Genomic DNA, 14,707 nt, shown 5'->3' on the forward strand with positions numbered 1-14,707 from the left:
CCAACAATGGCAGGCCGTGCACCTCGCAGGCACGGAGCAGGCCGGCCGGCAGCTCGCTGTGGGCCGCGCCCAAGCCGAACGCCAGACCGGAGACGGGGACGGAAACCAGCCGTTCCACGTAGGCGTCCCAGGTCCGGAAGTCCTTGACGTTCAGGCCCATGCCGTTGGTCAGCACCAAGGCGTTCACGCTAAGGAAGGGCGTGGGGTCCATGTGTTCGGTGGGGGCGCACCAAGTGATGGGCCGGGCCAGGCGGCCTTCGCCGCCGGCAACACGGAGTCGGATGTTGAGATCGGCGTTGTCGGCTAAGTCTGAAATTCGCACGGGCCCTCCAACTATGGCGGGACGCCCCGCCGGACAGTGCAACAACCATAAGTCATGCCTGCAGATTCAGCGACCTGCACAATATCGGGCGCGTGAATTGCTGAGTAGCGTTGCATTCATGCAAACCAATGTGACCCCCGACACCTCTCCCGAGGCCTCTCCCCACACTTCAGGGCGGGTGCTCTTGAACTCCGATATGGGCGAAGGCCTCGGCCTTCACGAGTTCGGCAATGACGAAGAACTCATGCGCATCATCGACGTCGCCAACGTGGCCTGTGGGTATCATGCCGGCGATCCCGACGTCATGGAACGGACCGTGGCGTTGGCTGCAGAGCACGGCGTGGCAGTCGGAGCGCACCCCGGCCTGCCGGACTTTGTGGGGTTTGGACGCCGCCGAATGGTGYTCACCCCGGCGGAGGTAGAGTCGATCATCCTGTACCAGACCGGGGCCCTGACAGCGTTCCTCGCAAAGCACGGGCTGAAACTGAACCACATCAAGCCGCACGGCGCCCTCTACGGCATGCTGGCCGGCGACGAGGAACTAATGCAAGCCGCGGCCGGCACAGCCTTGCAGTTCGGCGTTCCGTTTTTCGGGCTCGCAGGGACCGCCCACGAAAGCGTGTGCCGGGCCATGGGGGTGGACTTCGTGCCCGAACTCTATGTTGACCTCAACTACGGCCCGGGCGGTGAGCTGCTGATCCAGCGCCGCCCGGCGCCCACCGATCCCGACGCCGCGGCCGAGCGTGTCAGCAGGGCGCTGGCGGGCAAGCCAGTCCTCGCTGTTGACGGCACCGAACTGGACATCCAGTTCCAAAGCATCTGCGTCCACTCCGACGCACCCAATTCTGTCGCAGTGGCCACAGCAGTGCGTGCGGTCCTTGGCTGAACCGATCTATCCAAACCACCTGAAAGAGAGCATCCCGTGGCAACCATCATTTCCCCGCTCCCCGGCGTCTTCTACCGCAAGCCCGGCCCCGGCAAGCCGCCTTTCGCCAATGAAGGCGACGCCATCGAGGTCGGACAGACCCTCGGCATTATCGAAATCATGAAACAGTTCACCGAAATCCAGTCCGATGTGGCCGGCACCCTGGAGTCGTTTGAGGTCAACGAGGGCGACATGGTCAACCCAGGCGACGCAATCGTCGTCGTCCGGGAAGGATAGCCATGAAGAAACTGCTCATCGCCAACCGCGGCGAGATCGCCGTGCGCATTGCCCGGACCGCCCGTGAAATGGGCATCGAAACATTCGTGGTTGCCAGCGAAGCCGACGTCGAGTCCTTGGCTGCCCGGTCCGCTGACCACGTCGTCGTGGTGGGTCCGGCGCCTGCCACCGCCAGCTACCTAAACCAGGACGCCATCGTCGCCGCGGCCGTGGACAACGCCTGCGATGCCGTCCATCCGGGCTACGGGTTCCTCTCCGAGAATGCGGCCTTCGCCCGGAAGGTCGCTGATGCTGGCCTGATCTGGGTGGGGCCGCGTGCGGACGCCATCGCGATGATGGGCAATAAGTCCTTGGCGAGGGAATCGGCCCGGAAGGCTGGCGTCCCCGTGCTCCGTGGCTCGGACGGCCCCCTCGATCCGGCGGCCGACGCCGTAGAAATCGCCCGCGGCATCGGCTACCCGCTCATGATTAAGGCCTCCGCCGGCGGCGGCGGCCGGGGCATCCGCTTTGTGCACAGCGAAGGCAAGCTTCTGGAATCCATTGAGCAGACGCGCGGCGAAGCGGCTGCTGTCTTCGGCGATCCCACCGTTTACCTGGAACGCTTTGTGCAGCATGCCCGTCACGTGGAGGTACAGGTCCTCGGCGATGGAACAAACTTCATCCATCTCGGCGACCGCGACTGCTCCATGCAGCGGCGCTCCCAGAAGGTCATTGAAGAAGCACCGGCGCCGGACCTCCCCGACCACGTCCGCCAGAGGATCTGGGATTCCTCCGTGGAACTCGCCCGCGAGTGCGGCTACAGCGGCGCCGGAACGGTGGAATTCCTCTATGACCCGGTCAACCATGAAGCGGCGTTCATCGAAATGAACACCCGCATCCAGGTTGAGCACCCGATTACGGAGCAAATCACGGGCGTCGATCTGATCCGCGAACAGCTGCAGATCGCGTTCACCGGGGCGATGTCCCTCCGCCAGGACGACATCGCATTCAATGGCCACGCCATCGAATGCCGCGTCAATGCGGAGGACCCCGACCACCACTTCTTCCCCAGCCCTGGCCTCATMACCGCCATGGACTGGCCCGCGGGCGCAGGCATCAGGGTAGACACCGGGGTGGAGGCCGGTTCCACGGTCACTCCGTACTACGACTCCCTGCTGGCCAAGCTGATTGTGCATGCGGACACGCGCGAAGCGGCCATTGAGGCGATGCTGTCGGCCCTGGATGAAACCCACATCGAAGGGGTCAAGACCACCATCCCGGTGCACAAGAAACTGCTGAGCCGGCCCGAATTCGTAGCCGTCACCCACCACTCCAAATTCCTTGAAACCGTCCCCGATCTGATGGAGGCACAATGAGCAGCAGCGCGGAACCCGCCGTGATGGAGGCCCGCTACACCTGGGGCGGAGACGAATTCCTGTTCGTTGAGGTCGCGGAGTCCATGAGCCTGGCGGCCAACTTCAGGGTGATGTCGATAGCAGCGAAACTTTCGGCCATGCAGCTGCTTGGCATCGTGGACGTCTGTCCCGCCAACGCCTCGCTGCTGGTGAGGTTCGATCCCGATGTCCTGCCGCCGTCGACCCTGGAAGAGACCGTCCGGACCATTGAAGGGGATCTTGCGCACCATCACGACCATTCGCTGGAAACCCGGATCGTCGAGGTCCCGGTCTGGTACGAAGACCCGTTCACGGCGGAAGTGGCGGAGCGATTCCGCGAAGGATTCCATCAGGAGCCCGGCGGCACCGACATTGACTACGCAGCCAAGGTCAACAACCTCAAGGATGCCGCCGAATTCATCCAGCGCCGCCATGAGCAACCGTGGCTTGTCTCCATGGTTGGCTTCGTCGCCGGCCTGCCGTTCCTCTTCCAACTGGTGGAGCGGGAGAAACAACTCGAAGTGCCCAAGTATTTGAGTCCCCGCACCGACACCCCCAAACTGACCGTGGGCCACGGCGGCTGCTTCGGCTGCATTTACTCCGTGCGGGGTGCCGGCGGCTACCAGATGTTCGGGGTCGCTGCCGCCCCCATCTTCGATCCGGCCCAGTCCCTGGCCGATTTCAAGGACTTCATGGTGTTCTTCAAGCCGGGCGACATCGTGAAGTTCAAGCCCGTCACCGAGGCCGAATACAACACCATCCAGTCTGAGATCTCCGCCGGAACGTTCCACTACCGGCAGGTGCCCGTGACATTTGATCTGTCCAGGGCGCTGGCGAACCCCGCAGGCTACAACCAGGAACTCATGGAGGCCCTCAATGGCGTTTGACATCAGGAACCCCGGGCTGGCCACCACGGTCCAGGACCAGGGACGCACCGGCCACTACAACGTCGGCATCCCGCAGAGCGGTTCCCTGGACCAATACTCTGCCGAACTCGGCAATGCCCTGGTGGGCAACACTGCCAAGGAAGCCGTCCTGGAATGCACTTACCTGGGCCCTGTACTGTCCACCGACCAGGATGCCCTTATCGCCGTCACTGGGGCACCGGTTGAAGTCAAGGTCAACGGCGAAGCCCGGCCCCAGTGGGCCCGGCTGCAGCTGAAGGCTGGCGACGAACTCAGCTTCGGCGTCATCCAGGGCGGCACGCGGTATTACATCGCGGTCCGGGGCGGCATCGATGTCCCCTCCGTGCTCGGGAGCCGGTCCACCTACAGTCTGGGCGCAATCGGCGGATTCCACGGCCGCAAGCTGGAGGCCGGCGACCAGGTTCCAGTCGGTAGCCCGCTGGACGGCGGAGCCGTGCCCGACGCCGATACTGTTCCGGAAGAATTCCGTCCCGCCTTCTCCAAGGAGCAGACGGTCAGGATCGTCCTGGGCCTCTATGACCACCGCCTCACCGACGAGGGACTGGACAACCTGCTCAACGGCGAGTGGAAGGTGACTCCGGTGGCGGACCGGATGGGATTGCGGTACTCGGGTCCCGGAGTGCAGTGGAAAGAGCGGGAACAGCCATTCGGCGCCGGTTCCGACCCGTCCAACATTGTTGATGCCGGATACGCTGTCGGGTCCATCCAGATTCCCGGCGGCACCCAACCGATCATCCTGCACCGCGATGCCGTCTCCGGTGGCGGTTACGCCATGGTGGGGACGGTCATCAGCGCCGACATGGATCTGGTGGCCCGGGCCGCCCCCGGCACATCCACCAGGTTCGTGGCAATCAGCCTGGACGAAGCCCTTGTGGCGCGCAAGGAACTCGCCGAGCTCAAGAGGAACGCCCGTGCGGCCATCGGCGCCGGCGGCTGAGCAGCGGCCGGCGGACTAGGGCGGACAGACCGGCACAGGAGCCTTGTGCTTCTGCGCCCGCGGGTCCTTACTGGTGGGAGGAGACCAGGCCGCCCGCCACCAGGGCGCGACATCGCAAGGATCCAGCTCCCGGTTCAACGGTTGGGGCGGCAGGCGATCCAACCGTCGAACCTGGAACTAGGAGGATGCACATGTTCGCTCGCGTCAGCACGTATCAGCCAAGCCCGGACAGCTCCGGGGCACCGTCGGAGGACACCGTCAACCGGGTGCTCCAGCTGCCGGGATGCCTGGGCATCTACTACCTGCTGGGGAAGGACAGCAAATCATTGTCAATCACGCTGTGGGCGGACGAGCAGGCCCTCGCCGGCAGCCAAGAGGCCGCAGCCAAGATCCGCACGGAGACCAGCGCAGAGCAGCACATGCAGATCCTGGGCGTGGAGGAATTCGAAGTGCTGACCAGGCAGCTCAAGGATTGAGCGTCAGGACGGGGCGTAGCCWGGGGCCAGGGACGACCGGCGGAAGTCGGTCTGCCAAACGTCCGTCTCCTGCCCGTCGGCGTCGGTGAGGACGTAGTCGGGCCAGCGGTCAAACGCGGAACAAGGATGGGAAATCCCGAAATCCACCGTGTCGGTGACATCCACTCCGGACACCCCGGTGAGCACCGCATGATGGTCGAAGAGATTGCGCACCGCTGCGGTTGTAGCGGGCTTGAGGGCTCCGTCCGCGGTCCGGACCGAGAGGACGCTGGGCAGTCCGGCGTCGTAGGGAAGGTCCCGTTTGCCGGCGCCGACGACGGCCAACCCGGCTTCGGGCGTGGACAGGACGATCGCGCGAACGGAGAGCGCCGGAATGAGTCCCGGAACGGGGCTGACGGCGGCATAGGTGCCGTGGTCGTGGGTGACGTAGCAGCCCGATCGGAGAAGAATTCGCGTTCCGGGCACCTGGCCGCGGTCGGGAAGGAACTCAACCACGCGGTCAGGGAACGCCGACCCACCCATGGAGTAGATGGGAGTGGCGGTTTCAAAGAACTCCGCCGCTTCCAGATAGACGTCCCGCACCAGCCGGCAGTGCCGGTCAACTGCAGTGACCGTATCCTCAGCGCGGCTGTTGGGCACGACGCCTTCATACCCGGCAACACCCACCAGCCTCAGTCCCGGCGTGACACGGACCAGCCCGGCCAGGCGCAGACCCTCGGACAGGCTGCGGATGCCGGTGCGCCCGCCGGGGGTTCCGACGTCGATCAGCACCTCCAGGTCGGCCGCCGCGCCGTCGAAGATCTCGGCAGCCACCTTCACCCCTGCTGCCGAATCGACGAAGCAGCGGATTTCCCGGGCGGGATCTTCCTCCAGCCAGGCACGGACACGCGTTAGTCCGGACCTGTCGACGATCTCGTTGGCGACGAGGACGCGCTGATGACCCCAGCGCAGTGCCGAGGCGACTTGATCCACGGTGGCGACAGTGACGCCGACGGCGCCGKCCGCCAACTGCCGCTCGATGATCGGTGCCGACATCGTTGTCTTGACGTGCGGTGCGAGTTCCACGCCCCGATCCCGGCACCACGCCGCCATGACCCGGATGTTGTTCTCGAGGGCAGCGCTGTTGAGCCGCAGTTGCGGATACGCCGGCTCCGTGAGGCGCGTTGCCGCGAAGTCCGCATCGGTTCCGTCCGATCTTCCGTCCAGCCTGCTCACACGTATCCCCTGTTCTTTGGTCCCAAAATGCTGCCTCGACTCCGACAAATCTACTTCAGTGACGTGCCTCTGGCGGCACGCCCTGGCCCGGGCCGCCTAAACGTCCAGCGCCGGGTTCCGGTCGAAGAAGCCGGCCGGCTTAAGCCAGAACGCGACAGTGTCCACCGGCATAACCGGCCACTCCTCCGGCCGCGGGATGTGGTGAATGCCAAAGACGTACCAAAGGACGACGTCGGTGTTTTCCACGGACCGCCCCTGCCGCACCCATTCGGGCATTCCCAGCCCGCCTGTGCCTTGGTTCACGAACTCGCCGGCCGGCCAGCGTTCCGCGGCATCGTTGGGCGTCACCCATACCGTGTGCCCGATGACCTCCGCACGCTGGAAAACCGGAGATGCCGGGTCAAAGAACGACGGGAAAGCTGCGCCGGGCACCAGCTTGTACGACACCGGGGTCCCGAGCCCGTTGACCGAGTTGTCGTTCGCCACCGTCCAGGCCCGCTGGGTCTCCCAGGAGTAGTCGTCGTGCCCCTCGGTCGTGATGGGGGTCTTGTTCTGATGCAAGGCGAGCCCGTACGGATTGCCCGGACCCATCGGGACCATCGCGGTTTCCGAACGGTAAACGGTATTTGCGGTGCCGTCGATGTCCAGGTCGAGCCGGGCCACGAGGAAGTGCTGGTGGAAGGGTGCGTAGGTGCGGTTGTCCACCAGCGTTCCGCTCGGATGCTGCTGGCCCTCGCCGAAATGGCTGACCACCATGATGCCGGTGGCCCTCACCTCACACTCAATGTTCCCGTCCTGGTAGAAGCGCCAGTACACCAGGTATTCATAGTTGGCCACGGTGACATGGAAAGAAATCACCAGTCGACGTATCCGGCGCACTTCCATGCCGCCGTCGTGATCGATGTGCTTCCATAACACCGCCCCATCCTCTTCGTGGATGCAGATGGCGTTCCTGATGGTGTAGGGCTCCCCCGCAGAATTGTGCATGACCGCATCCAAATACCGGATTTCCCCGAGGCAGTCGCAGCCCAGTTCCAGCGAGGTCGTCATGAATCCCAGACCCCATTCGCCGACGTCGAACGCGGTGCGCCGGTAGTGGTCATCGCTGGGATCCCGGTAGGGAACGGCCATTTCGGCGAAGGACAGGCGGTTCGCGATCGGCCGTTCGCGGCCGCCGTCACGATAGCTGACCCGGTGCAGCGTCAGCCCCTCGCGGTAGTTGAACCCGACGCGCATGGACCAGTTCTGCCAGCTGATCCTGTTGCCGTCCATCTGAAAGGAAACGCCTTCGGGCTGGACAATGTCCAGCGGCTTGAGCGGTTCGCGGGTGCTTGCGTCGCGGAGCCGGTCCGGGATCAGCGCCGGGACATATTCGCCCATGATCTCGGGACGGTCCACCACAAAAGTGTCCTCGATGTCCAGCAGTTCCATGGAAGCCAGGTCAATGACGCAGTGGAACCCGTTGACCGGCCCCGCATAGGGGTTGGCGCCCGCACAGGCACGGACCCACGTATCGGACCAGCCGATCCGGCGCCCCTGGTACTCCTCCCGGATCATTGACAGGCCATAGGTCCACACGTCCATGAAGACCAGGGACAGATCAGTGATGCCGCGCTTGGCAAGCGCAGCGATCACCTGCGGGTGGCTGCGCAGCGCTCCGTCAGCTTCTTCCCACTCGTCGACGGTCATGTTCGCCTGAACGCCAGGGATATGGGTGAAGGAGAGGACAACCCCGTGAGTCAGCGACAGCCGCGCCTGGTAGGTCTTGTTGGAGGACCGTTCGAAGCAGTTCACGCCGACGATCCGCTCCGGAGCCGGCGCGTCGGCATCGGCTTCGAAGGCTACGACGGCAGCCTTTTCAGGTTCGATCAGCTCGATTGCGGCAAGCCGCCACGCCGGAAACGTGACGCCCTGCGCGCTCGCGAGCAAGGACGCAGCTGCACGGAACTCGTCCTCGCCCAGCGGATCCAGCGGATGAGACGGCGCGGACCTTCTCACGGCGCCCTCCTTCTGCGAGATCACGTTCACGGCCCGCTACGGCTTCTCTTCCTCGGCGGCCTCGGTGAAGAGGGCACCCTGCGCGGCTCCCGAGCCCGACCTCCCGCCGCCCGCTCCGCGCAGGATGAATGCGATACCGACGGCCGCGGCCGCGCCGACCAGCGGCCCGGCGACATACACCCAGTAGTCGCTGAAATTTCCGCTGGCGAGATCAGGCCCGAACGTTCGTGCCGGATTCATCGACGTGCCGGAGATGGGGCTGCCCCACAGGCCTGCCAAGGCGATGTACGCGCCGACCCCGAACGCCCCAAACAGCCCGACGTTCTGGGCCCCGGAGGCGGTTCCCAGGATGACGCTGACCAGCACCATCGTCAGCAGTGCCTCCATCAGGAACGCGGCGCCGGCCGTATAACCAGCCGCCGGATAGTTTGAACCGTAGGTGGCGGAGACGCCGATCACGCCCTGCAGCAGCAGACAGGCGAGCGTCGCGCCAATGAGCTGAACGACGATGTAGCCCGGCACCCGGCGCCACGGGAAGTCACCGCGGAGCGCGAACGCAATGCTGACCGCAGGGTTCAGATGTGCGCCCGAGATCTTGCCCATGAACAAGATGATGCCCATGACCATCAGGCCCGGAGCCACCACTGCCGCCGTGCGGCTGATGACACCGGGGAACGCCTGGCCCATCATACCGCCGCCGGCCGCGACGACCACGAGCAGGAACGTGCCGTACAACTCAGAGAACAGGCGCCGCCATTCCTGGCGCGGATCATTAAAATCCTCAATCCGCTGCACGACGCTTTGCTCTACTGTTCCCAGCACGTTGGGGATGACGCGGTGATGGGCGTGGCCCTGGTTAGCGCTGTCTTTGTCCTGATTTGCCGCCATGGCTGTCCGCCTCCGCAGGTTCTGGCCATGTGGTCTGCCGTGCCCAGCCTCGGTCTGCCACCTCAGAAGGCCAATGTACCGCTGCCGGCGACGGTTGTCAGCGGTACGCGGGTGGCTCGCTGTCAGCTGGTGGCGGGCTTGGGACAGTGTGGCAATTTCGTAAGGACATCCGCGGGACAAAGTCCTAGCATTCAGCCATGAGGCAAGAAACCTGGCAAAAGTATTCCGAGTGGCCCCTCGTCGGTGCGGCTTTTGTTTTTCTGGCGGCCTACTCCATCCTCGTCATTGCCGAACCGCCGCAGCCCTACGCCCACCTTCTCGAAATCGTCGTGGGGTCAACGTGGGTCGCCTTCGGCGCCGACTACATTGTGAAGTTGCTCCTGGCGCCCCATCGGGGCCGGTGGTTCGTCCGCCACCCCTTGGATCTGCTCATGGTGGTGCTCCCCGTTGCGCGGCCGTTGCGGCTCCTGCGTCCGTTCACCTTGCGCCGGGTCATGGAACGGGCCCCGGGCACCGCCATCAGGACCCGCGTCCTGGCCTACGTCATTGTCTCCGCGATCCTCCTGMTTTACACGGTCGCCCTGAGCGTCTTCAATTTCGAAAAGGGCGCACCGAACGCGAATATCACCTCAATGGGCGACTCGTTGTGGTGGGCAATTGTCACCATCACAACGATCGGCTATGGCGACTACTACCCCGTAACCGTTCCGGGCCGGTGGGCTGCGGCCACGCTGATGGTCGGCGGGTTTGCAGTCCTGAGCATGGTCACGGCGGTGGTGTCCTCCTGGCTCGTTGAAAGTGTGACGGCAGCAACCAATCTGCGGAAGCGGTCGGACGAAGGCATCGGCAGCGAGGAACGTGCCCGCCTCGTGGCCCAGATCAGCAGGCTCCATGACCAGCTCGCCCAGGGACCGGGCGATTCCGGCAGCACCCCGGCCCTCGGAGAGACACCCAAAGAACCGCCTCAGGGGCATTGACGCTGCCTGCGTTGCGCTTGGACTGTCCTGACGCCATGGCCGCAGCCGGCCGGAGCGGGTACAACTGATTCATGACCACCCCTTCCCTGGTGCTCGGCCCTATGGTGCGGTACGTGGATGAGACGTCGGCGAGTGTCTGGGTGGAGACCCAAACCGCTGCCCGGGTTTCCATCCGTGCCGGCGGCCGGGGCTGGGAGGCCCGCACATTCGCAGTTCACGGCCACCACTACGCGCTGGTGGAATTGGACGGGCTGGAGCCCGGCACGGTGACGCCGTACGCCCTCGATATCAACGGAACACAGGTCTGGCCCGACCCCTCATCCGGATTTCCGCCGTCAATGATCGCCACATTGGCCACCGGCAAGCCGCTGCGGATGGCCTACGGCTCCTGCAGGACCAGCGTTCCGCACGATGCATCCGGCAACCGGACCCATGGCGTCGACTCCCTGCGCGCCTATGCGCTGAAGATGGCCTCCGGCGGAGACCTGCCGTGGCCGGATCTGCTGGCCTTCCTCGGAGACCAGGTCTATGCCGACCTGACCAGCGAACAGATGCAGGAGTTCATCCGCGGCCGGCGCGACATCAAGGCACCCCCCGGCGAAGAGCTCAAGGACTACGAGGAATACGCCCACCTGTACTTTCTGGCCTGGTCAGACCCCGYGAACCGATGGCTGCTGTCCACCCTGCCCAGCGCCATGATCTTCGATGACCACGACATCCGCGACGACTGGAACACCTCGCTGAGCTGGAAGAAGAAGATGGAGGCGACCTCGTGGTGGCATGGGCGGATCGTCGCGGGACTGGCCTCGTACTGGGTCTACCAGCATCTGGGGAACCTGTCACCGCAGGAACGGGCGGAGGATGCCGTGTGGCAGCGGATCATCGGGCACACCGGCGGGGATGAGCTCGATGTGGGCGCCGAGCTGGACAGCTTCGCGGAGCGGGCTGATCAGGACCCGAAATCCTACCGGTGGAGCTATTGCCGCGACTTCGGCGACACCCGGCTGATCGTGGTTGACTCCCGCGCAGCCCGGGACCTGACGCCGGACGACCGGGCGCTGGTTGACGCGGTGGAAATGGCCTGGCTGGACGACCGGATGCAAGGCGGCTTCCGCCACCTGCTCGTGGCGACATCCCTGCCTTTCCTGTTGCCGATGGGCCTGCACTACGTCGAGTCGTGGAATGAGGCCGTCTCTGAAGGTGCGTGGGGAAACCGTGCCGCTTGGGCCGGCGAGAAGCTGCGCCAGGCGCTGGACCTGGAACACTGGGGMGCATTCCAAAACAGCTTCAGGGAACTGGCGGCCATGGCCAGCGAAGTGGCCGACGGCAAGCGCGGCCCGGCACCGGAAACAATCACCTTCCTCTCCGGGGACGTCCACTACTCCTATGTGGCGGAGGTGGAGCGTGCCTCGGGCAGCCGGATCCTGCAGGCCGTTTGCTCCCCCATCCGCAACCCGTTGCCCCGCCTGATGAGGTCTTTCGCGGCCGTCATGTCCTACGGCCTGGCCACCCCGGTAGGCGCCTTGGTCGCGCGCTCGGCCAAGGTGCCGGACCCGCCGTTCCACTGGTCCGGCATCCGGGGGCCCTGGTTCCAAAACAACTTGGCCTACCTGGAAGTCGTGCCGGAAGGGCTGAAATTGTGGTGGCAGACCGGGGTGGTGGACGACGGCGACCACCTGCATCCGAGGCTGGAACGCGTCGCCACCCTCACGGTGTCTCCGCGGAGCGCGCAGGACCCCGTCCAGGGACAGCAGGGGCAACAGCGAAACGCATGACGTGAGCGTCTTGTGATCCCCGCGTCTGATCCCCGTGTCGGCGCAGACGTTCTACCGAAGGCCGCGGTCAGCGGCCGCCACGTTCTCGATGGCGACCGTTTCGATGATTCTGGTCGATGGCTCGCCGACCAGCGCCGGCGCCGTCACACCCGTTTTCCACGTATCGTTCTGCAGCCGGCCCAGGAAGTCCACCGCCGCCGCCTGCGTATCGAAGTCCATCTCCAGCATCACGTAATCCTGCTGGTCAAGCGGGCGCGAGATCCGGAATGACCGCACGCCCGACGCGGCGCGGTCCAGCGGATCGCTGTCGAAAGCCCTCCGCCACATGTCAAAATCCCGGACCTGGTGTTCGATCTGCAGGGTAATCACTGAGGCGCTCCTGTCGACGGTTCTACACGCCCACTGTAGGCCCCGAAGGCCCCGCCAAGTAAGGAGCGAGGCCGAAGTGTTATTCCGGCTGGCCTCTTACGCCGGCTGGGATCCGGTGTTGGTGCTGGTCGGGGCGTTGGACTGATCGGCCTGGTGGCGTTGCCGGCGGCTCGCCAGCAGGAACGGCACCGCGATCAACTCGATCACGCCGCCGATCGCCAGCGACGCCGCGTAGCCGTACACATCTGCCGCCCGGCCGAGCAGCGGCTGGACCACCACGCCACCGCTTGAGCCCATGAGTGAATCGAAGCTGAGCACTGTGGCGCGCTGCTTCGAGGCGATCATGTCGTTCAGGTACGCCTGCCGCACCGGTATGCCCGCCGATGACACCACTGCCCAGAGCGCCAACAGCACCAGGGCCACCCAGAACACGTGGGTGAACCCGAGCACCACCAGGATCACCGTGTCCATGACGCTGCTCAGGATCAACACGGTGGTGCGCCGTCGGACAAGGCGCCGGATGCGCGGAGCCATCCAGCCGCCGAGCACCTGCGCCGCGGCCACGATGGCCGCGGCCAGGCCCGCGACGGAATACGCGTGGGGGTCCCCATAAAGCTCGAGCAGGTACGGCTGCAGGGCGTAAAACACATAGATCGCGACGCCGGCGGTGAACGGGGCGGCCAGCATCACGTAACGTACGGGCGGATTCTTCAAGCCGTTCTCGATCGAGGCGGCGAGTACAGCCCGGGTCGCCTGGAGGGGATGGGTCGAGCGTTCGGGGGTGAACCCGACGTCGCGCATGAGCCCAAACGCCACCGCGAACATGGCCAGCAGCACGCCCACGCGCATCAGGAACGGCACGCCCAGATTGGTGGCCTGCGCGATCACGCCGCCGGCGACAGAGCCGGCGAGCATCGCGACTCCGGCGACCATCTGGCCCCGCCCGAGCACCGCTTCCATCCCGCCCTCGAACCCCGAGAAGCGCAGTGCATCGACGAGCCACGCCTCGACCGCTCCGGAGAAGAAGGTGAAGCCCAGGCCGAGCAGGACCGACACTACCGCCCACCACCAGAACGGGGCGGAGAACTGCCAGAGCAGGTAGTAGAAGTAGGTCGAGACGGCGAGGGTCACGGTTCCGAGCAGGAACGAGACGCGCCGGCCCCAACCGTCGGCAACCACCCCGGTGGGCACCTCGAACAGCACCATGCCGGCCGTGAAGAAGGCATTCGCGGCAAACGCCTCGAAGTTGCTGAGTCCGGCGTCGAGCAGGAAGAGGGTGTTGATCCCCCAGATGAACGAGGCCGCAAGGGTATTGCCCAGCGTCAACGTCAAATAGATGCGCTGAATCTTTYGGGCGGCGGCGTTCATCGCGTCGCCGTCCCCGCCAGGGCGAGGAGGGAGCACGAGCCCATTCTCGTCTCCGCTGCCGGCGCGCGCCAGTGCACACCGGGCGCAGGGCAGGACGCGACCGGTCGAGCCGACGATGCCCGGTCTGCTCAGCTGCCCTGGTTCGTGTAGAACGACCGCCGCCGGGCGTACTCATGGACCCGGTCCAGGGTGGCGATCTGGTGACGCGCCTTGGTGGCCAGGGCGTCAAACCTGGCACCGTCGAGACCCAGATCGCCGGAGAGGTCCCGCAGCGTCTGCCACATCCCCAGCTTTCCCATCACCGCTGACCGCATGACCTCAGACTCCAACACCAGCGTCAGCGGCGAGCGCCGCACCAGCCGCCCGTTGAGCTTGAGCCGGCCGGCATGCTCCGCGACCCACGCCGCCACCCTCCGGGGAGTTCGCCGTGGCAGGCCAAAATCCCCCACTAGTCCGTTCAGGTACTCCCGCTCCTCCCGGATCTGGGTGGCCAGCGCTTCAAGTTCGGCGCGAAAGGGAGTGTCCGTAAAGTCGCGCGCCATTCGCTCGATGCGGCCCTGCCCCGCCGTGGCCCCCGCGAGGTGGTCCGAGAGGTAGAGCCCAAACAGTTTCTTATCGATTTTGCCGGAAATCTGCGGTGCCATGAAAACTCCACTCTGATCGAAGGGCTGCTTCGGGAACACCACCCTGCCGGAGCGAAAGCGGGCCCCGAAGTACTACCGGGGCGCGGAGTCGTCCCGCGCCGGCCGCACTGACCCGGCGTCGGGGTCCATCGCCACGAGTCCGGTGTCGTCCTTCACCTCCGTCATCTCCTGCGCGACGTCAGGCTTAAGCCACGACGCCACCACGCTGACGCCGCCTCCGTCGTCGCGGTCGATCGCGACGTCGATCTCGGAGGCGGTCGCCCCCATGCGCGAGAGC

At 65.3% G+C, this 14,707-nt stretch carries 15 protein-coding genes and 1 pseudogene; 8 read left to right on the forward strand and 8 right to left on the reverse strand.

Annotated elements, in window-relative coordinates; translation table 11 throughout:
• On the reverse strand, nucleotides 1–322 hold a 322-nt coding region (locus AC1D1S_RS12560; RefSeq protein ID WP_476994599.1), incomplete at its 3' end, for a PucR family transcriptional regulator ligand-binding domain-containing protein.
• A gap of 118 nt (nucleotides 323–440) precedes the next feature.
• On the opposite strand from AC1D1S_RS12560, the gene pxpA reads away from it, so the two are divergent.
• From pxpA to AC1D1S_RS12590, 6 genes are all read left to right on the forward strand, one after another.
• Entirely contained in the window at nucleotides 441–1,208 is a 768-nt protein-coding gene (gene pxpA, locus AC1D1S_RS12565) for a 5-oxoprolinase subunit PxpA (protein WP_476994600.1), read from the forward strand.
• A gap of 36 nt (nucleotides 1,209–1,244) precedes the next feature.
• Nucleotides 1,245–1,484: an acetyl-CoA carboxylase gene (locus tag AC1D1S_RS12570; protein ID WP_243177856.1), complete on the forward strand. Its 240-nt coding sequence runs from the start codon at nucleotides 1,245–1,247 to the stop codon at nucleotides 1,482–1,484.
• Between the two features lie 2 nt (nucleotides 1,485–1,486).
• The gene (locus AC1D1S_RS12575) at nucleotides 1,487–2,839 is read left to right on the forward strand and encodes an acetyl-CoA carboxylase biotin carboxylase subunit (protein ID WP_476994601.1); all 1,353 of its coding nucleotides are present in this window, start codon (nucleotides 1,487–1,489) and stop codon (nucleotides 2,837–2,839) included.
• On the forward strand, nucleotides 2,836–3,744 hold the full coding sequence (locus tag AC1D1S_RS12580; protein ID WP_476994602.1) for a 5-oxoprolinase subunit B family protein: 909 nt from the start codon (nucleotides 2,836–2,838) through the stop codon (nucleotides 3,742–3,744). Before AC1D1S_RS12575 ends, AC1D1S_RS12580 begins: the two co-directional genes overlap by 4 nt.
• Nucleotides 3,734–4,720: a 5-oxoprolinase subunit C family protein gene (locus AC1D1S_RS12585; protein WP_243177859.1), complete on the forward strand. Its 987-nt coding sequence runs from the start codon at nucleotides 3,734–3,736 to the stop codon at nucleotides 4,718–4,720. The genes AC1D1S_RS12580 and AC1D1S_RS12585 overlap by 11 nt, the downstream gene beginning before the upstream one ends.
• 191 nt (nucleotides 4,721–4,911) lie before the next feature.
• Nucleotides 4,912–5,196, forward strand: a complete 285-nt coding sequence (locus tag AC1D1S_RS12590; protein WP_243177860.1) for a hypothetical protein — start codon at nucleotides 4,912–4,914, stop codon at nucleotides 5,194–5,196.
• Between the two features lie 3 nt (nucleotides 5,197–5,199).
• Here AC1D1S_RS12590 and AC1D1S_RS12595 read toward each other — a convergent pair whose 3' ends face one another.
• The 3 genes from AC1D1S_RS12595 to AC1D1S_RS12605 form a co-directional block, all read right to left on the reverse strand.
• Nucleotides 5,200–6,411: an alanine racemase gene (locus AC1D1S_RS12595; RefSeq protein ID WP_476994603.1), complete on the reverse strand. Its 1,212-nt coding sequence runs from the start codon at nucleotides 6,409–6,411 to the stop codon at nucleotides 5,200–5,202.
• Between the two features lie 96 nt (nucleotides 6,412–6,507).
• Complete coding sequence (locus AC1D1S_RS12600) at nucleotides 6,508–8,409, reverse strand: primary-amine oxidase (RefSeq protein ID WP_476994604.1); 1,902 nt, start codon at nucleotides 8,407–8,409, stop codon at nucleotides 6,508–6,510.
• Between the two features lie 36 nt (nucleotides 8,410–8,445).
• Nucleotides 8,446–9,297, reverse strand: coding sequence for an MIP/aquaporin family protein (locus tag AC1D1S_RS12605; RefSeq protein WP_243177863.1), 852 nt, complete (start codon nucleotides 9,295–9,297; stop codon nucleotides 8,446–8,448).
• A gap of 197 nt (nucleotides 9,298–9,494) precedes the next feature.
• Between AC1D1S_RS12605 and AC1D1S_RS12610 the strand changes: the two genes are divergently transcribed.
• On the forward strand, nucleotides 9,495–10,274 hold the full coding sequence (locus AC1D1S_RS12610; protein WP_476994605.1) for an ion transporter: 780 nt from the start codon (nucleotides 9,495–9,497) through the stop codon (nucleotides 10,272–10,274).
• A 71-nt stretch (nucleotides 10,275–10,345) separates the two neighbouring features.
• On the forward strand, nucleotides 10,346–12,049 hold the full coding sequence (locus AC1D1S_RS12615) for an alkaline phosphatase D family protein (RefSeq protein ID WP_476994606.1): 1,704 nt from the start codon (nucleotides 10,346–10,348) through the stop codon (nucleotides 12,047–12,049).
• A gap of 51 nt (nucleotides 12,050–12,100) precedes the next feature.
• Here the strand turns inward: AC1D1S_RS12615 and AC1D1S_RS12620 are convergent, their stop codons facing one another.
• The 4 genes and pseudogenes from AC1D1S_RS12620 to AC1D1S_RS12635 form a co-directional block, all read right to left on the reverse strand.
• Nucleotides 12,101–12,418, reverse strand: coding sequence for a hypothetical protein (locus tag AC1D1S_RS12620; protein ID WP_243177866.1), 318 nt, complete (start codon nucleotides 12,416–12,418; stop codon nucleotides 12,101–12,103).
• 96 nt (nucleotides 12,419–12,514) lie between these two features.
• Nucleotides 12,515–13,786, reverse strand: a complete 1,272-nt coding sequence (locus tag AC1D1S_RS12625) for an MFS transporter (RefSeq protein ID WP_476994608.1) — start codon at nucleotides 13,784–13,786, stop codon at nucleotides 12,515–12,517.
• Nucleotides 13,787–13,914: 128 nt separating this feature from the next.
• Entirely contained in the window at nucleotides 13,915–14,430 is a 516-nt protein-coding gene (locus tag AC1D1S_RS12630) for a hypothetical protein (RefSeq protein ID WP_476994607.1), read from the reverse strand.
• Between the two features lie 72 nt (nucleotides 14,431–14,502).
• A pseudogene (locus AC1D1S_RS12635) lies at nucleotides 14,503–14,707 on the reverse strand (hypothetical protein); the annotation flags it as partial.

This window comes from Arthrobacter sp. P1_A5, from assembly GCF_056406825.1.

Coding starts and splice junctions, on each gene's coding strand:
- AC1D1S_RS12585 (WP_243177859.1), top strand. CDS start 3,734: ATGGCGTTTGACATCAGGAACCCCGGGCTGGCCACCACGGTCCAGGAC.
- AC1D1S_RS12580 (WP_476994602.1), top strand. CDS start 2,836: ATGAGCAGCAGCGCGGAACCCGCCGTGATGGAGGCCCGCTACACCTGG.
- AC1D1S_RS12590 (WP_243177860.1), top strand. CDS start 4,912: ATGTTCGCTCGCGTCAGCACGTATCAGCCAAGCCCGGACAGCTCCGGG.
- AC1D1S_RS12605 (WP_243177863.1), bottom strand. CDS start 9,297: ATGGCGGCAAATCAGGACAAAGACAGCGCTAACCAGGGCCACGCCCAT.
- AC1D1S_RS12630 (WP_476994607.1), bottom strand. CDS start 14,430: ATGGCACCGCAGATTTCCGGCAAAATCGATAAGAAACTGTTTGGGCTC.